This window comes from Erythrobacter sp. HI0063, assembly GCF_001635685.1.
GTDB lineage: Bacteria > Pseudomonadota > Alphaproteobacteria > Sphingomonadales > Sphingomonadaceae > Qipengyuania.
The window spans coordinates 1-22,171 of sequence record NZ_LWFF01000067.1; the positions used below are offsets into that span (position 1 = coordinate 1).

The window sequence follows — 22,171 nt, forward strand, 5'->3', positions numbered from 1 at the left end:
TGTAGCGCTACCGCTGCGCTGCATGAGCGCTGGATTACCATTCCTGTAGCGCTACCGCTGCGCTGCATGAGCGCTGGATTACCATTCCTGTAGCGCTACCGCTGCGCTGCATGAGCGCTGGATTTAAGCCGCTATCGCTTCTCTGCCTGAGCGGGTTTTTTCTGCGCTACCGCGCCGCGCGCTACTTGAGCGCGGTCATGCGCCACCGCGCTGCGCGGAACTTCCGCACCACCGAAGCTTAATCTCTTGCAATCGCTGCGCGCGCCTGTGATCCACCGTCGCGAGCAATGCCGGGTATCCCTTCCTTCCATGCCATCGCCGCCATGGCGGTCACCATCGCGATGTTCGTCGGCTTCGCGCGCGGACGGCTGTCGGTCGAGATCGTGTCTCTGCTCACCATCGCAGCGATCGCGGTGGGCCTGTATTTCTTCCCGCTCGACGGGACCAGCCCGACCGACGGGCTGGTGCTCGCCTTCGGCGGCTTCGGCCATTACGCGCTGATAACGATCTGCGCCCTTATGATCATGGGGCGGGGTCTCGTCGTCACCGGCGCGCTGGAGCCGGCGGCGCGCTTTCTCGAACGCCTTTTCAAGATCAATCTTCAGCTCGGCCTGCTGTTTTCGCTGGTGGTCACCTTCTTCCTGTCGATGGGCGTCAACAACACGCCGGTTCTGGTGCTGTTGCTGCCGATTTTCGTCGCGCTGGCGCAGCGCGGCGCACTTCCCGCCTCGAAGACTCTGATTCCGCTCAACGCTGCATCGCTGATGGGCGGGCTGGCGACGACGATCGGAACCTCGACCAATATTCTCGTCGTCTCGATCGCGGTCGATCTCGGCATGCCGCAGATGGGCGTGTTCCATTTCACGCCCATCGTGCTGGCGGCATCGCTCGTGGCGCTGCCTTACGTCTGGCTGGTGATGCCGCGCATGCTGGGGGACAATCGCGTGATCGAGGCCGCTGCCCTGCGCCGGTTCGAAACGCGGCTGCGCGTATCGGAGGATTCCCCCCTCAACGGCCGCCCGCTTGCCGAAATCGCGTCGCGCCTGCCTGCCGATATCGAATTTCACGATGTGCCGCGCGGCTTGCTGCGTCCGCAATCGCGCCTGCGCATGACGGGGACGCATGCCGCGATCGAGGAAGCGATGCGCGTGCTGCGAGGCGATGCGGCGCCCAGCTGGGTGATCGACCGCATCCGCCGCAAGGCGAGCGATACGCGCGAGGATATCTCGGTGGTCGAAATGACCGTCACGGCGGATTCGCGCCTCATCAATCGCACCTTGCCGAGCTCGGGCATTGCCGACCTTTACGGCGTGGCAGTGATCGGCATTCATCGCCCCGATCGCCTGCTGGGCGAGAAGAACCGGTTCACCGATGCGGGCGATCTGCGCATCGCGGAAGGCGATGTCCTGCTCGTCATGGGCATGTCGGAGGAATTGCAGGCCTTTGCGAGCGGGGACAGCCTGCTGACGCTGGAAGGCAAGCGCGAGCTGCCGCGCCGTTCAAAAAGGATCCTGGCGGCAGGGATCATGGGCGTTTCGGTCGGCGCGGCATCGATCGGATTGCTGCCGATCGCGATTTCGGCCCTCGCCGGTGCGATCGCCATGTTCCTAACCGGTTGCGTCAAGTTCGACCGGGTGGGCCGGGCCCTGTCGGCGCAGGTCATCGTCCTGATCGCGGCGAGCATCGCGCTCGGCCGCCTGATCGACGACAGCGGAGCGGCTTTGTGGCTGGGGCAGGTGCTGTCCTACGGGCTGCAATATCTGTCGCCCGCCATGACACTCGCTGCGATCATGTTGTTCGTGACCGTGCTGACCAATTTCGCCAGCAACGCGACCGCCGCCACCGTCGGCACGCCCATCGCCTTCGCCATCGCCAGCCAGTTGGGCCTGCCTGCCGAACCGCTGGTGCTGGCCGTGCTGTTCGGCTGCAATCTGTGTTACGCCACGCCTATCGCCTATCAGACCAACATGCTTATTATGGCCGAAGGGGGTTATGCTTTCGGCGATTACGTCAAGACGGGGGTGCCGCTGGTGCTCATCATGGTGACGGCGCTGTCGGTCAGTTTGCAGGTGGTCTACGGATTGTAGGGCGCGCGTCTGTAGGGAGGCGAGGTTTTCGGCACCGGTTTCGCTTTCCTACATGCCCGGTTTCGGCATAGGATCGGGCATCGGCTTCGGCTCGCTGCGTCGAAATTGCATGGGGAATGGGCGGGCGTCGAAAGTCACGGAAAATCGATATTAGCGTTTGATTTAAACAGGTTGAAGAAGTGTGCGCGGGGCAAACCGTGTCAACGGGCCGACTTGCAAGCGAAAGGAACAGGGGCATGAAACTGAACGGAACACTCTTCGCCGGGATCGCAGCGCTCGCGCTGGTCGCTCCCGGTGCGGCTGCGGCGCAGGATCTGCGCGCCGGGGTGGCTGAGGACATGCCCGAACTGATGGAGCTTTACCGCGATCTCCACGCCAACCCGGAATTGAGCTTCGAAGAGCATAAGACCGCTGCCAAGCTGGCCAAGCGAATGCGCGATCTCGGCTTTGAGGTGACCGAAGGCGTGGGCCGGACCGGGGTCGTGTCCGTCATGAAGAATGGCGAGGGGCCGACCGTGCTGCTGCGCGCCGATATGGACGGGCTTCCCGTGGTCGAACAGACCGGGTTGCCCTTCGCGTCCGAAGTCGTGGCGACGCCCGCGAGCGGCGTGACTACAGGCGTCATGCATGCCTGCGGGCACGACACCCATATGGCCGGATTTATAGGCGCGGCGCAGCAGCTGGTCGATCACAAGGATCAGTGGCAAGGCACGCTCGTCATGGTGCTGCAGCCCGCCGAGGAGCTGGGGCTGGGCGCACTCGCCATGCTGGAGGACGGGTTATATACGCGCTTCCCCAAGCCCGATTACGCGCTGGCTTTCCATGACGCCGCCGCTCCGGCTCCTGCCGGAACGATCGGCTACACGCCAGGCTATGCGCTCGCCAATGTGGACAGCGTCGATATCACCGTGAAGGGGGTGGGCGGCCATGGTGCCTATCCGCACACAACCGTCGATCCGATCGTGCTGGCGAGCAATATGGTCATGCAGTTCCAGACCATCGTCAGCCGCAACAGCTCGCCGCTCGATCCGGCGGTGATTACCGTCGGCAGCTTTCATTCCGGCGCCAAGCACAACATCATTTCGGACGAGGCGAAGCTGCAGCTGACGGTGCGCAGCTATTCGGACGAGAGCCGCACGCTGCTGCTCGACGGTATCCGGCGCGTGGCGCGCGGCGCCGCGATGACGGCGGGTCTGCCGGAAGAGCTGATGCCGGTGGTGACGGTGGAGGATCCCTACACCCCGTCCACCTTCAACGATCCCGATTTCACGCAAGCGCGCGCCGCCGCTTTTCGCGAACGGTTTGGCGAGGAGCGGGTGATGGAATGGCCAGCCGTGATGGGGGGCGAGGATTTCAGCCAGTTCCGCCGCGCCGCGCCGGACGATGTGGAATCGATGATCTTCTGGATCAGCGGTACGCCCGCGCCGATGCTTCAGGCCTTGAAGGAAGATGGCACGCCTCTGCCTTCGCTGCATTCGCCTTATTGGGCACCCGATGCGGAAGCCGTGATCGCCACCGGGGCGGAAGCGCTGGCAGGTGCTGCGATGGACCTGATGCCGCGCGGATAAAGTAACGGCCGCCGGAGCGCTTGGGGTCGCTCCGACGGCCGCTTTCTCCTCCCCAGGAGAAATTTTGAAAGGGTTTTAGCCAGCGTCGGGCACGTAGGTGCCGAGGCGGTGGTGCAGGGCGTTTATCTTCGCCAGTTCCTCACGATCCTCGGTCTGGCGGGCATGGCTCGTAAGCGCGGCACGCAGCAGGCGGAAATCGGCGGTCGAGAACAGGGCGCGGGCGCGGCCTGGTTCCGTCTTGGGCGCTTCTTGTGTCATAGTGGTCATCCTTTCGCTCCCCGGCTTATGCAGCCTCGAACTGGTCCTCCGAGGCTGCCGGTCAGGCAGCCTCGAATTGGTTCCCCGGGTCTGCCGGTCAGGCAGCCTCGAATTGGTTCATCGTGTTGTCCTTGCCGCCGGCCTTCAGGGCCGCTTCGCCGGCAAAGTATTCCTTGTGATCGTCCCCGATGTCGGAGCCGGCCATGTTCTGGTGCTTCACGCAGGCGATACCCTGGCGGATTTCCTCGCGCTGCACCTGCTTGACGTAGCCGAGCATGCCTTCCTCGCCGAAATAGCGCTTGGCGAGGTTGTCGGTGCTGAGCGCCGCCGTGTGGTAGGTCGGCAGAGTGATCAGGTGATGGAAGATTCCCGCCTCGCGCGCCGCGTCCTTCTGGAAGGTGCGGATGCGCTCGTCGGCTTCCTGGGCCAGATCGGTGCCATCGTAATCCACGCTCATCAGGCGATCGCGATCATAGGCGGAGAGATCCTTACCTTCCTCGGCCCAGGCATCGTACACCTGCTGGCGGAAGTTCAGCGTCCAGTTGAAGCTGGGCGAGTTGTTGTAGACCAGCTTCGCGTTCGGGATCACTTCGCGGATACGGTTCACCATCCCGCCGATCTGGCCGATATGCGGCTTCTCGGTCTCGATCCACAGCAGGTCGGCCCCGTTCTGGAGCGCGGTGATGCAGTCGAGCACGCAGCGGTCCTCGCCCGTTCCGGAGCGGAACTGGTAGAGATTGCTGGGCAGGCGCTTGGGCGTCATCAGCTTGCCATCGCGGCTGATAAAGACCTGGCCGTTGGTGATGTTGGCGGGATCGACCTCATCGCAATCGAGAAAGGCGTTGTACTGGTCGCCCAGATCGCCCGGCTCGGTGCTGTAGGCGATCTGCTTGGTCAGCCCGGCACCGAGCGAGTCGGTACGCGCCACGATGATCCCGTCCTCGACGCCCATTTCCATGAAGGCATAGCGGATGGCGCGGATCTTCTGGTGGAAGTCCTCGTGCGGCACGGTGACCTTGCCGTCCTGGTGGCCGCACTGCTTTTCGTCGGACACCTGGTTCTCGATCTGGAGCGCGCAGGCGCCTGCCTCGATCATCTTCTTGGCGAGGAGGTAGGTCGCCTCGGCATTGCCGAACCCGGCATCGATATCGGCGATGATCGGCACGACATGCGTCTCGTAATTGTCGATCGCGTGCTGGATGCGCTGCGCTTCGACCTCGTCGCCCTTTTCGCGCGCCGCATCGAGTTCGCGGAACAGGCCGCCCAGTTCGCGCGCATCGGCCTGCTTGAGGAAGGTGTAAAGTTCCTCGATCAGGGCAGGCACGCTGGTCTTCTCGTGCATCGACTGGTCGGGCAGGGGCCCGAATTCGCTGCGCAGAGCGGCGACCATCCAGCCCGAAAGATAGAGGTAACGCTGCTTCGTGCTGCCGAAATGCTTTTTGATCGAGATCATCTTCTGCTGCGCGATGAACCCGTGCCAGCAACCCAGCGATTGGGTGTAGGCGGCCGGATCGGCATCATATGCTTCCATGTCCTGGCGCATGATCTTCGCGGTGTAACGTGCGATGTCGAGCCCGGTGGGGAAGCGGTTCTGCTGGCGCATACGAGCAACGCTCTCGCTGTCGATGGCATTCCAGGGCGCGCCATTCTGCTGAATGGTCTTGTCGATGGACTGGATCGAATTCTGGTAGGTCATGGTCTGCTCCGGTGTCTGTGAGGATCGAGATGCCATCCCTGCGGCGGGAAAACGAGAAAAACTTACAAACTATCTTGTGATGGTGAGCGCGTTCAGCCATGATCGCCTGTAAAGTTGTAAGGTAATTTACAAATGGCCGATCAGTCTCTGTTTGCCGGACCCGCCCTCCGCCGCCTGCGCAAGCGCGAAGGATTGACACAAGGGGCCATGGCGACCCGCCTCGATATCTCGGCAAGCTATCTCAATCTGCTTGAGCGCAACCGGCGGCCCGTCAGCGCGCGCGTGATGGTGAAACTGGTCGAAGTGTTCGCCTTCGATCCGCGAACCCTGCGCGAAGACGAGAGCATCGGCGGCGTCGATGGACTAATGCGGCGTCTAGCCGACGAGCGCTTTTCGGACCTCGCGATCGATCGCGAAGAGGTCGACGAATTGCTCTCCGCCGCGCCGCACGCCGCTGCTGCGCTCGCGCGCCTTTACGACAACGCACCGCGCGCCGCAGCCGAGCGCGACGATCCGCTGGTCGCCTCGCGCCGCGAAATCGAACGTTGGCGCAACCATTTCGCCGACCTCGACAGCGCGGCCGAACATCTCGCCGACGAGATGCGTCTCAGCCGGGGCGATATCGGGACCGCGCTGACCGAGCGCCTGCGCGAACGGCATCAGCTTTCGGTCCGCATCCTGCCGCGCGAAGTCCTTCCCGATGCCCGCCGCCGCCTCGATCTGCATGCGCGTCAGATACAGCTGTCGGAAATGCTCGGCCCGGAATCGCGCGTTTTCCAGCTGGCTCTCCAACTCGCCCGGCTCGAAATGCGCCAGGACATCGACGCGCTTGCCAAGGGCGCGTCGTTCGAGGACGAGACGGCACGCCGCTTCTTCGCGCGCCATATTGATGCCTATGTCGCCGCAGCTCTGATCATGCCCTATGGTCGCTTCCTGCGCGCCTGCGATGCGACCGGGTACGATCTGCCCGTCCTACAACGCCGGTTCGGCGTAAGCTTCGAACAGCTGGCCCATCGGCTGACGACGTTGCAACGGGTCGGTCAGCGCGGGCTGCCTTTCTTCATGGCGCGGATCGACCGGGCGGGCCAGATTTCGAAGCGTTTCGCGGGCGCGAGCGTTGCGACCTTTCTCGAAGGCGAACATTCATGCCCTCTCTGGATCGCGGCCCGCGCGTTCGAACGGCCTTCGGAACTCCTGTGCCAATCGGTAAGGTTGCAACCCGGTGGCGCAGGCGGGGCAGGCCCATCCCACTGGTTTACGATGGCCCGGATCGTCGGTGCCAGCGGCGGACAGGGTGAGTCGCGCTTTTCCATTGTGCTGGGCATCGATGCGGGACTGGCCGGAGAACTGGCGCAGGCGCGCGGTCATTCGCTCCGACAGGAAGAAGCGGACTGGATAGGTCCGGGCTGTCGCGGCTGCTTCGTCGCCGATTGCCGTCAGCGCTCTTTTCCTCCGCGCGGGCGCGCGTTGGCGTTCGACCCACTGCAGCACAGCGCGACCCCGTTCGAATTCGCGCGCAGCGGGGAACCCGGTTCAGAAAACGACGTTAGAGGCTGAATAATTCAGGGCTCAATTGCTTCAGGGAATAAGACATGGCCGATGACCGTATCACTGAAACCCGCACCACCGATCCGCAGGGCAACACCCATACGACTGTGACCCACGACACGCGCGGCGGGGGCGGCGGGGGTGGCAAGATCGCGCTTCTGCTCGTGCTCGTGCTGCTCGTCGCGGTCGGCGTGTGGTTCTTCACGCAGCAAAGCGGCGCGGAAATCGCCAAGGACAACGCAGTCGCTGATGCGGCGAACCAAGTGGGCGAAGCCGCGAACCAGGTGGGCGATGCGGCACAGGATGCCGTCAACGGCGAGTAAACTTCGCCGATCCTGATCCGAACGGGGCTGTTGGGGCGACCGGCGGCCCCGTTCTGCGTTTCAGGCGTCGGGAGGTCGAGGGCTGGAGTTCGGTGTAAAGTTTACCGACAGTTCATCGCTTCGATCTATAGGACAGCCCCAGGCACGGGGCCCAAGCCGGAGCGACCTTCGCGATCGAACGATGATCAGAGTTTTCAAACACTACGTATCCCATGCCGTAATCCTGCTCGGCATCGTCGATTTCGCCCTGTTGATTCTGGCGGGCGAATTGGCGTGGGATTTGCGCATCTATCAGATCGGCGCGGGCAGCCAGCCTTTCGCTGAACGGGCGGTCGCCATACTCGTTTTCGCAGCGATCGTGATGACGGCGCTGATCGGGGTTGGAAGCTACGGTGCCGAAGCGCTCCGTTCGATGCGCTTCGCCGTTGCACGGCTTCTCGTCGCAGTCAGCCTAGGCGTCATTGGGGTGTCGTTGCTCGATTTCGTGATGCAGGGGGAGACCTTCTGGCGCTCGGTTCTGCTCTACGCGATGGCGATCGCAATTCTGCTTCTGGTTCTCAACCGGCTGATCCTGGGGCCGATGCTGGGGACTTCGACCTTCCAGCGAAGCGTTCTCGTGCTCGGCGCGGGAACGCGGGCGGAGCGGATCAGGGCGCTGGCACGCCGCAAGGGCGGGAGCTTTCGCGTGGCAGGCTTTATCGCCATGAATGACGCCGAGCCGGTGGTGCCCGACGCTCGCCCACGTGGCTCCATCACCGATTTCGGCCGCTTCGTCGATGATATCGGCGCCAGCGAGGTCGTTCTGGCGCTGGAGGAGCGGCGAAATTCCCTGCCGGTCAAAGACCTACTGCGCGTCAAGACACGCGGTCTCCATGTGATCGATTTCAGCGGTTTCATCGAACGCGAGACCGGACGGGTGGATCTCGACACGCTCAATCCCAGCTGGCTGATCTTTTCCGACGGATTCTCCTCGACCCAGTTCCTGTCCTCGATTTCGAAGCGCATTTTCGACGTCGTCGTGAGCCTCCTCCTGCTCGTGCTGGCCTTCCCGGTGCTGGTGCTGTTCGCGATTCTCATCAAACTCGAAAGCCCGGGCCCGGTGTTCTACCGCCAGACGCGGGTCGGGCTTTACGGGCAGCATTTCGACGTCGTGAAGCTGCGATCGATGCGGCAGGATGCTGAAAAGGACGGGCCTAAATGGGCCAGTGAGAACGATCCCCGCGTAACCCGTATCGGGCGCATCATCCGCACGGTGCGGATCGACGAGATCCCTCAGGCGTGGAGCGTTCTGAAAGGGGAGATGAGCTTCGTCGGCCCGCGCCCGGAGCGTCCGCAATTCGTCTCGCAACTGGAAAATCTGCTGCCCTATTACGCCGAAAGGCACATGGTGAAGCCGGGCATCACCGGTTGGGCGCAGATCAACTACCCCTATGGCGCGTCGACCGAGGATGCTCGCCAGAAGCTCGAATATGATCTCTATTACGCCAAGAACTACTCCCCCTTCCTCGATCTCCTGATCCTCCTCCAGACCGTTCGCGTGGTCCTCTGGCCGGACGGGGCGCGTTAAATGCTGGAGGGGGTGCTGTTCTTCCTCGCTTATGCGATCGCTGCCCTCGGATGTGCGATGGCAGCTGTCGCTGTCGCGCGGATCGGGTCTCTTCGCCGCCCCGATCGCACGGCCAGCATCGCTGCACTGACAATCACGGCCATCTGGTGCGGAGCCTCGGCCGCGCTCGGATCCTCTTATCCCGCGGTGCAGGGGATCGGCATAATCCGCAATCTTCTTTGGATCTTCGTCCTCTACCGCCTTTTCGCGATCGACAGGCGCAACGCAGGGCTGCTTTCGGTACGAACGGTCGTGACCGTGCTGGCCTTCGTCGAGCTGCTGCAGGCCCCGCTACTGCTGCTTCGCTTCGACGACGTTTTTGGTGGATCGGCCACACATACGGTCGCTCTCCTTCGCGTTCTGTTGTCTCTGGGTACGCTGGTTCTGTTGCACGATCTCGTTGCCAAGACGAATTCAGCGCATCGCGGAGTCATCGCCTGGAGTGCTGGTGGCCTTGTCCTGTGGTGGGGCTTCGCGCTGAATTACCATCTCGCGAGATGGTTGACGTCGGATACACATGCGGTGCTCGAAGGTCTGCGTCCGCTTGTGGCTCTGTCGCTTGCCTTGATGGTTGCGATCGGTTTCGCCCGTTCGGCATCGACGGCCACGACCGCTCTGCGCTTGCGTCCCTCGCGCGAATTTACGCTGCAATGCATCGTTCTGATGGCCTTTGGCGCTTTCGTCGTCGTCCTGGTTTTCGCATCGCGCCAATTCCTGGCGATGCCGGGCGATGTGAGCCGCGTCGTGCAAGTCGCCTTTCTGCTCGGCGCTGCGGCTCTGGCCATTTTGTGGCTTCCCTCGCAAGCGTGGCGACGCAAGGTGCGGGTTTTGGTGCTGAAGCATCTTTTCCGCCATCGCTACGATTATCGCAGCGAATGGATTCGTTTCACCGAGACGATCGGGCGAGAACGCGCTTCAGGACAGGGATTGAAGCAGCGAGCGATCCAGTCATTGGCCGACATCGCCGATAGTCCCGGTGGCTTGCTGTTCACTCCGGATGCGGACGGCGTTCTGCGCCTGGAAAGCGAGTGGAACTGGCCCGACGCCGATGTTCCCACGCCAGCCGCTCCGCTCGCGCTGGTGCGTATTCTCGAACAGACTCGGTTCATTCTCGAATTCGACGAGGTGCGACACGGTATTTCCCATGGCGGGGAAGCGGAGCATGTACCGCAATGGCTTGTCGAGGATGTGCGCGCCTGGGCGGGTATTCCGCTCGTTCTTCGCAATCGGCTCGTCGGCCTCGTCGTTCTGGCTCGCCCGGCGCAGAATCGCGGGCTCGATTGGGAGGATTACGATCTTCTCGGCATCGCGGGCTGCCAGGTGGCCAGTTATCTTGCGGAGCAAGCCGGGCAGGAAGCCCTGGAGGAAGTGGGCCGGTTCGATGAATTCAATCGCCGGATCGCCTTCGTGATGCACGACGTCAAAAATCTGTCGAGCCAGATGGGCCTGCTGGTCCGCAACGCCGAACGCCACGCCGACAACCCCGAATTCCGCAAGGATATGTTGACGACGTTGCGCAACAGCACCGACAAGCTCGACGCTCTGATCGCGAGGCTGGGCCGTTATGGCGCGCACACGACCAGCGCCAGCGAGCGGATCGACCTTGCGAAACTGACGCGCAGGATAGCCCAACGTCTGCGTGCGCAGCACACCATCCAGTTCTCGGATAACGGCCCCTGTCCGGTCATGGGCGATAGCGAAACGCTCGAACAGGCGATCGCGCATCTCGCGCAGAATGCCATCGATGCGAGCGCATCAGGAACTCCGGTTCGGATCGAGACCCGCAATGACGGGCTTCGCTGTTCGGTCTCGATCGCGGATTCGGGCGAAGGGATGAGCGCGCAATTCATCCGCAACGAATTGTTCCGTCCCTTCGTTTCGACGAAATCCGGCGGCTTCGGCATTGGCGCGCATGAGGCGCAGGCAGCCATACGCGGCATGGGCGGCAGGCTCGATGTCGAAAGCCGCGAAGGCGTCGGCACCCGTTTCACCATGGATTTCCCGATCGCGGATCTGGAAACCCTGATGAACGATGCAGACCGACTGCACGAGAGTGCGGCATGACAATACCGCAGAAACCCAAATTGCTCGTCGTCGAGGACGATAGCGGTCTGCAGGCGCAGCTTAAATGGGCTTACGAAGATTTCGAGGTCGTTCAGGCGACCGATCGCGAGGAAGCCCTCGCAGCCCTGCGACTGCACTCGCCGGCGGTGGTGACACTGGATCTCGGTCTTCCGCCGGATCCGGATGGAACCAGCGAAGGCTTCGCCGTGCTCGATGCGATCATGGCCATGAAGCCCGATACCAAGGTCATCGTCGCCAGCGGCCACGATGCGCGCGAAAGCGCGCTGCAGGCGATCGATCGCGGAGCCTACGATTTCTACGCCAAGCCGGTCGATATCGACGAATTGGGCCTGATCGTGCGGCGCGCTTTCGGTCTGCATCGGATCGAGGCCGAGAACCGTCGCCTGGCGTCAAGCGTCGGTTCGGATCGCACCGTGCTCGGCACCATGATCACCGCCGCACCCGAAATGCTCAAAGTGGTGCGCATGATCGAGCGCGTTGCCGAGACCGACGCATCCGTCATGCTGCTCGGGGCCAGCGGAACGGGTAAGGAACTGCTTGCAAAAGGTCTGCACGAACGCAGCAATCGCGCTGCAAGGCCCTTCATCGCCATAAACTGCGCCGCCATTCCGGAAACGCTGCTGGAAAGCGAATTGTTCGGTCACGAGAAGGGCGCGTTTACCGGCGCGATCCGAACCGTGGAAGGCAAGATCGAGCAGGCCGATGGCGGAACGCTCTTCCTCGACGAGGTCGGCGACATTCCGCTCGCCCTGCAAGTCAAACTGCTGCGGTTCCTGCAGGAACGTACGATCGAGCGCATCGGTGGCCGCAAGGCGATTGCCGTCGATACGCGGATTGTGTGCGCGACGCACCAGGATCTCGATCGGATGATCGCGGATGGCACGTTTCGCGAAGACCTGTTCTATCGTCTGGCCGAAATCGTGGTGAAAATTCCGGCGCTGGCGGAACGGACCGGGGACGCGGTGCTGCTGGCGAAGGCTTTTCTGGCTCGCTTTGCTGCGAAGATGAATCCCGCCGTGAAGGGATTTGCGGCCGACGCGCTGGCTGCGATCGACGAATGGGCCTGGCCGGGCAATGTTCGCGAACTCGAAAACCGCGTGAAGCGCGCAGTCATCATGGCGGATGCGAAATTGGTCACTGCCGAGGATCTCGATTTCGACGGAGCCGATGGCGAGAGCTCCGAATTGCCGCTCAATCTCAAATCCGCGCGTGAGCGAGCCGATCGCAAGGTCATCCGCCGCGCTCTGGCGCGCAGCGAAGGCAATATTTCCAGCAGTGCAAAGCTGCTTGGGATCAGTCGCCCCACGCTCTACGATCTCCTCAAGCAGTATGATCTTCAGCCCTGACATCCGGCGGCGCCTGCTGGCCGTTTTCTGCACCTTCGGGATTCTGGGCGCGCTGGCTGGATGCGCCGATCCGGCCCCTGCGCCATCCGGCTTCGAGCGGGCGCAACAGGCGCTTGCCCGGGGCGATGGAATAGCCGCCGAGGAGGATTTGCGCGCTTTGCTGGAAACGCAGAGCGCGCCCGAAGATCTGGCCGCCTATCTGGGAGAAGCCGCACTCATCCAGGGAGATCTCGCGAAGGCACGGCGCTGGTTGCAACCGGATGGCTTCTCGCCTGCAACGGCCTTGCATGGCTATCGCATGCTGGGACGCCTGGAAATCCGTGAGGGCAATCTGCCATCCGCCGGAGCCGCGTTCGATCGCGCCTTGGCGGTCGCGCCGGACGATGCGAATCTTTGGGTCGATATCGGCCATTTGCGCTATCGCGGCGGCGAGCAGGTGCAGGCCATCGAAGCAGCGGATCGCGCGCTTTCGCTTGACCCGCAAAATGCCGCCGCCCTGCAATTCCGCGCCCAGCTCGTTCGCGACGCGTTCGGCCCGGCCGCCGCTCTGCCCTGGCTAGAACGGGCGCTCGAGGTGAAACCTGGCGATCCTGTTCTGATGACGGATTATTCGGCTTCTCTGGGCGAAATCGGCCGTGCCAAGGAAGCGCTCGCCATTCTGAGGGACGTTGCGCAAATCGCGCCGAAGGCACCGCGCCTGCTTTATCTTCAGGCGGTCATCGCCGCCCGCGGGGGAAATTTTGCGCTGGCCCGCGACCTCTATCTGCGGGCCCCCGTTGAGGATCGCGAAATGCCCGCAGGCCAGATGCTGGGTGGTATCCTCGATCTGGAAGTCGGCCATTACGCCAGTGCGGCGCAATCCTTCGATCGGCTCGCCGCGATCCAGCCGGACAATCGCCAGGTCGCTCAACTTCTCGCCAAGGCGCTTTCGATGAGCGGAGGAGAGCGCGAGCTGGTGGCCAGGTTCAAGCGGCAGGCCGCGCGATCCGATCCGTATATCAAGACCTTGGTAGGCCGGGCGCTCGAAACGCTCAATCGGCGTGAGGAGGCGGCGATATTTCTCGACGCCGCTGCCCGGCCGACCAATCTCGCGCTAACTCCACTGCCCGGCGTGCGGCCTCTCGAAGCGGTCCGCTATGCCGATGTGCGCACAGGTCGGATGCTGCGCGATTATCTGAGGGCGGTGCTGCCGACCGGGCAGGCGGAGTATGCTGCGCAAAAGGCTCGCCTTTTCGCACGCCGGATGCCGGGATCGAGCGACGCGCAGAACCTGCTGGGTGATGCGCTGCTCGCCAATGGCGAGACCCAGGCGGCCATCGCTGCCTATCGTCAGGCCGGGCAGGTGCGGATGGACTGGCCGCTCGTGAAGCGGCTGATCGCGGCCTATCAGCGGATCGGCAATCAGGCGGCAGCGCGCGCCACTCTCCGGGCGTTCCTGGCGGGCGGTACGCGCGAACCGATGGCGGCGGCGCTGTATGGCGATTGGCTGGCACGAAATGGCGAGCTGCAGCGTGCGGCCGCGATGCTCGACAGCGCGCTGGCGCATGGGGCGGATCGCGATCCCGCCGTGCTGACGCTGCGTAGCGAGATTGCGCGTCGATCGGGCGAGGCCGAGGATGCACGCGAATTTGCCTACCGCGCGTATTACATTCAGCCGCTTTACGCGCCTGCGATCAGGGCCGTTATCGCCACGACGGATGACGACTCCCTGCGCCAGCGGCTTCAGGCCCGGCTCGCACGCCTTCGCTGACGCTGCGGCTCGACAAGCGATGCGGTGCGAGGCAGGGGCCTTCCCATGGCTCTGCGCTCCGTCTTGTCCGACCCGATGCTCAAACTGCTGGCCGGGGCCGTTGCGCTCGCCGCGTTCCTGCCGGTGGGAGAAGCGGGGCAGCCGATCGCGACAGGCGTGGCCAATGCGGCGGTGTTCGTGCTGTTCCTGCTCAACGGCATGCGGATCGCGCGTAGCGAGATCGCGCGCGGCCTGCGCAATTGGCGCTTCCTCATCCCGCTGATCCTGTGGGTCTTCGTCGGTATGGCGGTGGTCGGATGGGGCATGGAAAAACTGGGTGCCGGGCTTTTGCCGCCGATGATTGCGGTCGGCTTTCTCTATCTCGGCGCCCTTCCATCCACCGTCCAGTCCGCGACATCCTACACCTCGATCGCGCATGGCAATGTCGGCATGTCGGTCATCTCGGCGGCCCTGCTCAACATCCTCGGCGTGTTCGTGACCGTGCCGATCTTCATCCTGTTGGGGGGATCGGGCGAAGGCGCCATTGGATGGGAGACGGCGGAGCGGATCGCGCTGATCCTGCTGCTTCCGTTTGCGATCGGGCAATTGGTACAGGGGTGGACCAAGCAACTCATCGCGCGCCATCAGCCCAAGATTATATGGATCGACCGCTTCGTGATCGCGCTGGCCGTCTATGTCGCGTTTTCCGGCGCGGTCGAACAGAATATCTGGGGCCGGGTCGATTCTTTGGGCTGGGTTGTGCTGGCAGGACTCGTCGCCGCGTTTCTGCTCGCCGCCAATATCGGCGCCTGGGTTTTGGGCGGGGCCCTCCACCTGCCGCACAAGGACCGCGTCTCCTTCCTGTTCGCGGGCGCGCAGAAGAGCGCGGCGGTCGGCGTTCCACTCGCGACGATCCTGTTCGCACCCGACATCGCCGGCTTCGTGGTCGTGCCGCTGCTACTCTACCACCTGTTCCAGCTGGTGGTCGCGGCGCCGGTGGCGGAGCGGCTCAGGCGGACGGAGGCAGAGTGACGGCTTCGGCCTCGCTATCGCCATATTTGCGATTGTGCCGGATCGACCAGTAGAGCGAGATGCCGATCAGCGTCGCGCCCAAGAGTCCAGTAATCGTTTCGGGGATGTGGAACACTGCGCTCAGCAGCATGATAGCACCCAGCACGATGATCGCCCAGAACGCACCGTTTTCGAGATAACGGTACTGGGCCAGCGTGCCCGCGCGCACCAGATGGATCGTCATCGATCGCACGAACATCGCCCCGATCGACAGACCCAATGCGATGACGAGCATGTTGTTGGTGAGCGCGAAGGCCCCGATCACCCCGTCGAACGAGAAGCTCGCATCGAGCACTTCGAGATAGAGGAAGCCGCCCAGACCCGAACGCACCGCGCCTTCGGCCATCTTCTTCTGGTCCGCGCGGTCGAGCAGAGTGCCGATCGCGTCGACGACCAGGTACGTCACGAGGCCGAGAATGCCCGCGACGAGGAAGGTCAGGGCATCGGCATCGTTCAGCATCAGCGAGATGAGATAGAGCGCCAGCAGAAGGAGGCCGATTTCAGCCGCCTTCACCACCGAAACCTTGACCAGGAATCGCTCGATCACTGCGATCCAGTGAACGTCCTTGTCGGCGTCGAAAAAGAAGTTGAGGCCCACCATCGTCAGGAAGGCACCGCCGAATCCGGCAATGCCGATATGGGCGCCGCTGACGATCGCCTCGTAGCGTTCGGGATCGTTCAGCGAGAGGTTCAGCGCGTCGATCGGCCCCAGATTGGCCGCGATCGCCACGATGGCGAGCGGGAAGACGATCCGCATGCCGAACACCGCGATTGCGATACCCCAGGTGAGGAAGCGCCACTGCCACTTCTCGCTCATGTCGCGCAGCACCGTGGCGTTGACGACCGCATTGTCGAAGGACAGCGAGATTTCGAGGATCGAGAGGACCACCACGATCCACATCAGTTCCAGCATGCCGACCCAGCCCTGGCCCTGCTCGAAGCCGAGCCAGACGCCGAGTGCCAGACAGATGGCCGTGAAGATCAGCGAACCGCGATAATGCTGCATCAGTGTTTGCATCGAAGGGGTAGTCCTGAAGGGGCCGCTCAGGCCTTGGGCTGATAGGTCTGGTCTTCGCTCGGGAAGCGGCGCGCGCGCACTTCCTCGGCGTATTTCGCGGCCGTCTTCTCGATGATGCCGGCCAGATCCTCGTATTTCTTCACGAAGCGCGGCACGCGTTCGAACATGCCCAACATGTCTTCGGCCACCAGCACCTGACCGTCGCAGCGGGCCGAGGCGCCGATGCCGATCGTGGGGCAGGATACCGCTTCGGTCGCGGCGATGGCGATGGGCTCGACCACGCCCTCGATCACGATGGCGAAGGCACCCGCATCGTCCAGCGCCTTTGCATCGCCGACGATCTTGTCGGCCTCCGCATCGCTGCGCCCGCGCGCGGCATAGCCGCCCAGCACGTTCACCGCCTGGGGCGTCAGGCCGACATGGCCCATCACCGGAATGCCGCGCTGGGTCAGGAAGGCGACCGTTTCGGCCATCTGTGCCCCGCCTTCCAGCTTCACTGCCGCCGCGCCGCTTTGCTTCAGCAACATCGCCGCGCTTTCGAAGGCCTGTTCCTTCGACGCTTCGTAGGAGCCGAACGGCATGTCGACCACGACCACCGCGTGATAGCTGCCGCGCACCACGGCGGCGGCATGATTGGCCATCATGTCGAGCGTGACGGGAATGGTGGAGGGCAGGCCGTAAATCACCTGCGCGAGCGAATCCCCCACCAGCAAGAGGTCGCAATGGCTGTCGAGCAGCTGCGCCTGCCGCGCGGTATAGGCGGTCAGCATCACCAGCGGCTCGCCACTCTCGCCATCGGTCTTGCGTGCGCGGATCTTCGGCACGGTCAGCCGCTTCATCGGCGCGGGCGTGGGATTGGCGCGGCTGGTGGAGGTGTCGATCTGAAAGGTGGTGGACATGACGCGCCCCTAAACCGCGCGGGGCGATAAGGCAAAATATCACGATAATGTCACGGTCCGGCGCGCATCGGATTTGGACATCGGCGCATTTCCGTGCAAATGCAGCCGAAGGACAGCGCATTCGACGCACATAGCAATAGTTCCGGGGAGAAATGATACATGGTCGCCAACACCACGGGCGAGGGTTGGTCCTCACGCCGAGCATTCGTTTTGGCTGCGGTGGGTTCGGCTGTCGGGCTCGGCAACATGTGGCGTTTTCCGGCCGAAGCCGGGGCCAATGGCGGCGGTGCCTTCGTGATGTTCTATTTGCTGTGCGTGCTGCTGATCGGCTTGCCGGTCCTGCTGTCCGAAGTGCTGATCGGCAGACACGGTCAGTCCAACGCGCCCGAGAGCGTGCGCAGGGTCGCGGCTGAAAGCGGCAAATCGACGCGCTGGGCCTTCCTGGCCGATATCGGCGTGCTCGGCGCGTTTCTGGTCCTCAGCTTCTACTGCGTCGTAGGGGGCTGGGTGCTGTATTACATCGGCGTTTTCCTCAGCGACATATTCACCAGCGGCCTGATCGGCGGTGCTTTCGAAGGGCGCGATCCCGCCGAAGTCGAAGCCTTGCTGCCGAATCTGTTCGGCAATGGCGCGCTCATGCTCGGCCTTCACGTCGCCTTTCTGGCGATAACGCTCTATTTCGTCGCGCGCGGCGTTTCGGGGGGAATCGAATGGGTGGCGACATGGTTGATGCCCGCCTTCTTCATCCTGTTCGTCGCGATCACGATCTACGGTTCCTTCACCGGCGGATTTGAAGAAGCGGTATCCTATCTCTTCACAGTGAACTTCTCCGCGCTGACCGGGCCGGTCATGCTTGCCGCAGTGGGCCAGGCGTTCTTCTCACTCTCGCTCGGCGTCGCGGGCATGATGACGTATGGCGCCTATGTCGGGCGCGACGTCAATCTGGCCGGTACTTCGGGAATTATCGCCGGAGCCGATTCGGCGGTAGCCCTGCTGGCCGGGCTGTGCATCTTCCCGATCGTGTTCGCCGCCGGGCTGGAAGCCAATGCCGGTCCGGGCCTCATGTTTCAGAGCCTGCCGCGGGCGTTTCAGGACATTCCTTTCGGTTCGGTCATCGGGCTGCTTTTCTTCGTCATGGTGTTCTTCGCCGCCCTGACCAGTTCGATCTCCCTGCTCGAAGCTCCGACGGCGTGGTTCAAGGACCGTTTCCGTATGCCGCGCCCGATCGCAACCGGCATCGTCTCCGGCGGCGCCCTGGTCCTGGGCGGATTCGCGGCCTGGTTCTGGGGGCAGCCGGTGCCGGTCCTGTCCGATATCGCCCTGTTCGACGGGCAGGACACGTTTTCGATCCTCGACACGCTGACCAGCCGCATCCTGATGCCGGTAGGAGCGATCCTGACCTCCCTGTTCGTCGGCTGGGTCGCCTCGCGCCGCCTGATCGATAGCGAGAACGGCCTGTCCGGCGGGTTGCACCATTTCTGGCTGTTCCTGGTGCGCTGGGCGTGCCCGCTGGCCTTGATCGTGATCCTGATCGTAGGAATCTTCCCATCGATTATCGGCGAGTGACAGATTTCGCTTTTGCGAACGTCATTTCGGGAATAAATCGCACGCTTCCGGCTGGCTGAGTGGGATTGTCCTGCTGCGGGCCTGGGGGGCTTAGCGGTCCATATGATTTTCGACAGAGTGAAACCGCTCGACGCCATTCTGGCGACGGCGGAGAAGAAGGCGCTGCACCGGACACTGGGCGGCCTCCAATTGATGCTGTTCGGCATCGGCTGCATTATCGGCACGGGTATTTTCGTGCTGACGGCGGCAGGCGCTCAAAAGGCGGGACCGGGCCTGATGCTCGCTTTCGCCATTGCAGGTGCGGTCTGCATCGTGGCGGCGCTGTGCTATGCCGAGGTCGCCTCGATGATCCCGGTGGCGGGATCGGCCTATACCTACAGCTACGCTTCGGTCGGCGAATTCCTCGCCTGGACGGTGGGCTGGGCGCTGATCCTCGAATACGCCGTCGCGGCGAGCGCGGTTTCGGTGGGCTGGTCGGGCTATTTCTCGGGCACGATCCTCAATGAATTTCTCGGCATAACCCTGCCACCCTGGCTGGCGGCAGGGCCGCTGGCCTTGGGCGGTGCGCCGGGCGGGTTCATCAACCTGCCTGCCCTGGTGATCGCGATGCTGGTCACCTGGCTTCTGATGGTGGGCACGAGCGAAAGCGCCAAGGTCAATGCGATCCTAGTCGCGATCAAGGTGACGGCGCTGACCCTGTTCATCGCCCTGACGCTGACCAGCCCCGAATTCGACGTCGCGCGCTTCAATCCGTTTTTGCCCGCCGGCGTGTTCGGCGGGTTCGGCTCAGGGCTCGGCGCGGTGGGCGCGGCGGCGACGATCTTCTTCGCTTACGTGGGCTTCGATGCAGTCTCGACCGCGGCGGAGGAAACCAAGAATCCGCAGAGGAACGTTCCGATCGGCCTGATCGGTTCGCTGCTGTTCTGCACCGTGTTCTACATCCTCGTCGCGGCGGGGGCGATCGGGACGATCGGCGGACAGCCGATCATGGGGCCGGGTGGTATTCCCTTCCCGGCGGGATCGGAAGAGCTGGCGCGGCAATGCGCCCTGCCGGCCTATTCCGGCGCGCTGGTCTGTTCGGACGAGGCGCTGGCCCATGTCCTGCGTCAGATCGGCTTTTCGGGGATCGGCAACGTGCTCGGCATCGCGGCCTTCCTCGCCCTGCCTTCGGTCATCCTGGTGCTGATCTTTGCGCAGACCCGCATCTTCTTCGTGATGAGCCGCGACGGGCTGCTGCCCGAACGGTTGAGCACGGTGCATCCCAAATGGAAGACGCCCCACGTCGTCACCATGATAACAGGCCTGATCGTGGCGCTGGGCGCGGCGTTCATGCCGGTGGGTCTGTTGGCGGATTACGCCAATGCAGGCACGCTCTACGCCTTCTTAATGGTGGCGGTCGCCGCCATGGTTCTGCGCGTGAAGGACCCGCATCGCCATCGCAGCTTCCGCATGCCTGCAGTCTGGGTCGTGGCTCCGCTGACGCTGATCGGGTGCCTGTTCCTCTATCTCAACCTGCCGCTGATCGCGATCCTGGTGCTGCCGATCTGGGGTGCCATCGGGCTGGTGGTCTATTTCGGTTACAGCCGGTCGCGCAGCCAGATGGGACAGGGCGTGGTCGAGGTGGTGGACGAGATCGGGGGTGAGGAGAAGATCGTCCCGATCGACGCGCCGAAAGCCTGACAGGGCCGAAGCCATAACGAAAAAGGGCCGCCCGGTGGGGCGGCCCTTTTTCGTTATAGGCGTTAGCCGCTTAGAGCGAAGCCTGCTTGACGTGCTTTTCTTCAGCCTCGTCATGGACATACATGCCCAGCGCCATTTTGGCGGTGTTGAGCAGGCTCATATCGCCATCCCAGATTTCCGCCTTGCCGAGGTCCATGCGCAGGAAAACGATGTGCGGATCGTCCTTGCCACCCTCGTACCAGGCTTCGACGAAATTGCTCCAGAACTGGTCGAAGCGTTCCTTGCTGGTTTCGCGTACCAAGTGACCGTCGAAGCGGGCGAACAGGTCGTGGCCCTTGCTTTCGAAGGTTGCGACTGCGGGGCCGCCATCCTTGAAGTCGCTCTTGTCGTGGGTGAAGAACCAGATCGAGCTGTTGGCGTCCTTGTCGAGCTGCGGAGCCATCGGCACCGCGCTGCTGCTGTCGTTGCGGTTCTGCAAAAACAGGAAGGAGGAATCGGCCAGGGCCTTCCAGAATTTGGTCTTGAGCTCGTCGGGATTGCCTTCTGCGTGCTTCATATCGATGCGCTCCTTGTCGCGTTGAGAGTGTGCCGCGCCTTTTTTAAAAAAAACCGGCGGTTGCTGGGGGAACGGTCGAGCGGCGGGATGGTGCCCGGTCGGTTGTGGAGAGGTGCCGGGGGCGGATTGCGAATCCGTGCAGTATGGAACATAAAGAGAACGAACGAGTCGTTTCCCTGTCCATGCCCTGTTTTCACTGGTGCCCCTATGTCCACCGACCCCCGATCGAAAACCGATACCCGGCCGACCATGCCGCTCGATGTCACGCGTGTCGGCTGTACCGTCGGCGCGGCGGCGCTGGGGCACGAGCGTTCGTCGCGCTGGCGGCCGGGACTGACGGCGCAAGGGAGCGCGGCCCCCTGCCATAGCGAGATTTTCGCTCCATCGGGGGATGGCAGCGGGGCCGCCGCCGCGCTCGCTCTCGCGCTCGACGACTGGCGCAACACGCCGCGGCCCGAAGGGTGCGAGGCGGAGGATCGCCGCGCGGTCCTGTGGGTACAGATGCGCGAGGCCGCACGGCTCGTGGGCCGACCCTACCGCCCCGGCCTGCCCGAAGACGTGCGCCACCGGGTGATCCACGTCCTCGCCGACACGCCCGAAGATGCGCTGTTCGCGTTGGAAGAAGGGGTGCGATGCCGCGATATCGCTTTCGTTATCGGAGAGATGCTGGGCAATCCGCGCGCGCTCGATTTTACCGCCTCGCGCCGCCTCACTCTGGCGGCGGAGCGCCATGGCGTGCCGCTGTATCTCGTCCGGCTCGACGCCCGGCGCGATCTGTCTTCTGCCCGGATGCGCTGGAATGTCGCCTCCGCACCTTCTCCCGAGCCACGCTGGAACCCCCAGGCCCCCGGCACGCCTGCCTGGCATGCGGAATTGTTCCGTGCGCGCGGACACCGGCCGGGCGAATGGGTGCTGGGCGATGGCGGGCGGCGTCTGGCTGCCCGGTCGTTCGAGGCACCTTCGAAGGAGCACGCGCCTTTCGAGCAGGCATCCTGCAAGGCTCCGGCCTTCCCGGCATGAGCGATGCAAATGGCCCGCCGCATCCTGTCCCTCTGGCTCCCGGCGCTGGCGATGGATCGCTGGCGGCTTGCGCATGAGGATGAGGATAATACCCAGCCGCGCGTCCTGATTGCCG

17 protein-coding genes are annotated in these 22,171 nt (G+C 63.4%); 12 read left to right on the forward strand and 5 right to left on the reverse strand.

Going from position 1 to position 22,171, the window contains the following annotated elements:
• The first annotated feature begins 287 nt into the window (after positions 1 to 287).
• Together A3736_RS03295 and A3736_RS03300 are read left to right on the forward strand one after the other, a co-directional pair.
• Complete coding sequence (locus tag A3736_RS03295; protein ID WP_067679180.1) at positions 288 to 2,087, forward strand: SLC13 family permease; 1,800 nt, start codon at positions 288 to 290, stop codon at positions 2,085 to 2,087.
• A 236-nt stretch (positions 2,088 to 2,323) separates the two neighbouring features.
• Positions 2,324 to 3,655, forward strand: a complete 1,332-nt coding sequence (locus tag A3736_RS03300) for an amidohydrolase (RefSeq protein ID WP_067679183.1) — start codon at positions 2,324 to 2,326, stop codon at positions 3,653 to 3,655.
• Positions 3,656 to 3,730: 75 nt separating this feature from the next.
• On the opposite strand, the gene A3736_RS03305 is transcribed toward A3736_RS03300, so the two are convergent.
• Both A3736_RS03305 and A3736_RS03310 read right to left on the reverse strand, forming a co-directional pair.
• Positions 3,731 to 3,913: a hypothetical protein gene (locus A3736_RS03305; RefSeq protein WP_067679186.1), complete on the reverse strand. Its 183-nt coding sequence runs from the start codon at positions 3,911 to 3,913 to the stop codon at positions 3,731 to 3,733.
• Between the two features lie 97 nt (positions 3,914 to 4,010).
• A complete protein-coding gene (locus A3736_RS03310; protein ID WP_067679189.1) occupies positions 4,011 to 5,609 on the reverse strand; it encodes an isocitrate lyase in 1,599 nt (532 codons plus the stop codon).
• Positions 5,610 to 5,741: 132 nt separating this feature from the next.
• Between A3736_RS03310 and A3736_RS03315 the strand changes: the two genes are divergently transcribed.
• From A3736_RS03315 to A3736_RS03345, 7 genes are all read left to right on the forward strand, one after another.
• Positions 5,742 to 7,166 carry a short-chain fatty acyl-CoA regulator family protein gene (locus A3736_RS03315; RefSeq protein ID WP_067679192.1) on the forward strand — a complete coding sequence of 475 codons (1,425 nt, stop codon included), beginning with the start codon at positions 5,742 to 5,744 and terminating at the stop codon, positions 7,164 to 7,166.
• Positions 7,167 to 7,201: 35 nt separating this feature from the next.
• Positions 7,202 to 7,480: a hypothetical protein gene (locus A3736_RS03320; protein WP_067679195.1), complete on the forward strand. Its 279-nt coding sequence runs from the start codon at positions 7,202 to 7,204 to the stop codon at positions 7,478 to 7,480.
• Positions 7,481 to 7,661: 181 nt separating this feature from the next.
• On the forward strand, positions 7,662 to 9,047 hold the full coding sequence (locus tag A3736_RS03325; protein ID WP_067679198.1) for a TIGR03013 family XrtA/PEP-CTERM system glycosyltransferase: 1,386 nt from the start codon (positions 7,662 to 7,664) through the stop codon (positions 9,045 to 9,047).
• Positions 9,048 to 11,150, forward strand: a complete 2,103-nt coding sequence (gene prsK, locus A3736_RS03330) for an XrtA/PEP-CTERM system histidine kinase PrsK (RefSeq protein WP_067679201.1) — start codon at positions 9,048 to 9,050, stop codon at positions 11,148 to 11,150.
• Positions 11,147 to 12,517: a PEP-CTERM-box response regulator transcription factor gene (prsR, locus tag A3736_RS03335; protein ID WP_067679204.1), complete on the forward strand. Its 1,371-nt coding sequence runs from the start codon at positions 11,147 to 11,149 to the stop codon at positions 12,515 to 12,517. Before prsK ends, prsR begins: the two co-directional genes overlap by 4 nt.
• Positions 12,501 to 14,267 carry a tetratricopeptide repeat protein gene (locus A3736_RS03340; RefSeq protein WP_067679207.1) on the forward strand — a complete coding sequence of 589 codons (1,767 nt, stop codon included), beginning with the start codon at positions 12,501 to 12,503 and terminating at the stop codon, positions 14,265 to 14,267. Before prsR ends, A3736_RS03340 begins: the two co-directional genes overlap by 17 nt.
• A gap of 45 nt (positions 14,268 to 14,312) precedes the next feature.
• Complete coding sequence (locus A3736_RS03345) at positions 14,313 to 15,278, forward strand: bile acid:sodium symporter family protein (protein WP_067679210.1); 966 nt, start codon at positions 14,313 to 14,315, stop codon at positions 15,276 to 15,278.
• Here the strand turns inward: A3736_RS03345 and A3736_RS03350 are convergent.
• Positions 15,256 to 16,335 carry a DUF475 domain-containing protein gene (locus A3736_RS03350; RefSeq protein ID WP_067679222.1) on the reverse strand — a complete coding sequence of 360 codons (1,080 nt, stop codon included), beginning with the start codon at positions 16,333 to 16,335 and terminating at the stop codon, positions 15,256 to 15,258. The genes A3736_RS03345 and A3736_RS03350 overlap by 23 nt on opposite strands.
• Positions 16,336 to 16,361: 26 nt before the next feature.
• Positions 16,362 to 17,234 carry a 3-methyl-2-oxobutanoate hydroxymethyltransferase gene (gene panB, locus A3736_RS03355; RefSeq protein ID WP_067679225.1) on the reverse strand — a complete coding sequence of 291 codons (873 nt, stop codon included), beginning with the start codon at positions 17,232 to 17,234 and terminating at the stop codon, positions 16,362 to 16,364.
• 159 nt (positions 17,235 to 17,393) lie between these two features.
• On the opposite strand from panB, the gene A3736_RS03360 reads away from it, so the two are divergent.
• Positions 17,394 to 18,800 (forward strand): sodium-dependent transporter, encoded by a 1,407-nt coding sequence (locus A3736_RS03360; RefSeq protein ID WP_067679228.1) that lies wholly within the window; start codon positions 17,394 to 17,396, stop codon positions 18,798 to 18,800.
• A gap of 102 nt (positions 18,801 to 18,902) precedes the next feature.
• Positions 18,903 to 20,480 (forward strand): amino acid permease, encoded by a 1,578-nt coding sequence (locus A3736_RS03365; RefSeq protein ID WP_067679231.1) that lies wholly within the window; start codon positions 18,903 to 18,905, stop codon positions 20,478 to 20,480.
• Between the two features lie 70 nt (positions 20,481 to 20,550).
• On the opposite strand, the gene A3736_RS03370 is transcribed toward A3736_RS03365, so the two are convergent.
• Positions 20,551 to 21,036 carry a pyridoxamine 5'-phosphate oxidase family protein gene (locus tag A3736_RS03370; RefSeq protein ID WP_067679234.1) on the reverse strand — a complete coding sequence of 162 codons (486 nt, stop codon included), beginning with the start codon at positions 21,034 to 21,036 and terminating at the stop codon, positions 20,551 to 20,553.
• A gap of 207 nt (positions 21,037 to 21,243) precedes the next feature.
• Here A3736_RS03370 and A3736_RS17815 point away from each other — a divergent pair, with 207 nt between their 5' ends.
• Positions 21,244 to 22,056 carry a hypothetical protein gene (locus A3736_RS17815; protein ID WP_233999204.1) on the forward strand — a complete coding sequence of 271 codons (813 nt, stop codon included), beginning with the start codon at positions 21,244 to 21,246 and terminating at the stop codon, positions 22,054 to 22,056.
• The last annotated feature ends 115 nt before the right edge of the window (positions 22,057 to 22,171 follow it).

Bases quoted from the DNA above. Each gene is read 5' to 3' on its own strand.
- A3736_RS03350 (WP_067679222.1), bottom strand. From the start codon at position 16,335: ATGCAAACACTGATGCAGCATTATCGCGGTTCGCTGATCTTCACGGCC.
- panB (WP_067679225.1), bottom strand. From the start codon at position 17,234: ATGTCCACCACCTTTCAGATCGACACCTCCACCAGCCGCGCCAATCCC.
- A3736_RS03300 (WP_067679183.1), top strand. From the start codon at position 2,324: ATGAAACTGAACGGAACACTCTTCGCCGGGATCGCAGCGCTCGCGCTG.
- A3736_RS03345 (WP_067679210.1), top strand. From the start codon at position 14,313: ATGGCTCTGCGCTCCGTCTTGTCCGACCCGATGCTCAAACTGCTGGCC.
- A3736_RS03360 (WP_067679228.1), top strand. From the start codon at position 17,394: ATGGTCGCCAACACCACGGGCGAGGGTTGGTCCTCACGCCGAGCATTC.
- prsR (WP_067679204.1), top strand. From the start codon at position 11,147: ATGACAATACCGCAGAAACCCAAATTGCTCGTCGTCGAGGACGATAGC.
- A3736_RS17815 (WP_233999204.1), top strand. From the start codon at position 21,244: ATGTCCACCGACCCCCGATCGAAAACCGATACCCGGCCGACCATGCCG.
- A3736_RS03370 (WP_067679234.1), bottom strand. From the start codon at position 21,036: ATGAAGCACGCAGAAGGCAATCCCGACGAGCTCAAGACCAAATTCTGG.
- A3736_RS03320 (WP_067679195.1), top strand. From the start codon at position 7,202: ATGGCCGATGACCGTATCACTGAAACCCGCACCACCGATCCGCAGGGC.
- A3736_RS03325 (WP_067679198.1), top strand. From the start codon at position 7,662: ATGATCAGAGTTTTCAAACACTACGTATCCCATGCCGTAATCCTGCTC.
- A3736_RS03315 (WP_067679192.1), top strand. From the start codon at position 5,742: ATGGCCGATCAGTCTCTGTTTGCCGGACCCGCCCTCCGCCGCCTGCGC.
- A3736_RS03340 (WP_067679207.1), top strand. From the start codon at position 12,501: ATGATCTTCAGCCCTGACATCCGGCGGCGCCTGCTGGCCGTTTTCTGC.
- A3736_RS03365 (WP_067679231.1), top strand. From the start codon at position 18,903: ATGATTTTCGACAGAGTGAAACCGCTCGACGCCATTCTGGCGACGGCG.
- A3736_RS03305 (WP_067679186.1), bottom strand. From the start codon at position 3,913: ATGACACAAGAAGCGCCCAAGACGGAACCAGGCCGCGCCCGCGCCCTG.
- A3736_RS03295 (WP_067679180.1), top strand. From the start codon at position 288: ATGCCGGGTATCCCTTCCTTCCATGCCATCGCCGCCATGGCGGTCACC.
- prsK (WP_067679201.1), top strand. From the start codon at position 9,048: ATGCTGGAGGGGGTGCTGTTCTTCCTCGCTTATGCGATCGCTGCCCTC.
- A3736_RS03310 (WP_067679189.1), bottom strand. From the start codon at position 5,609: ATGACCTACCAGAATTCGATCCAGTCCATCGACAAGACCATTCAGCAG.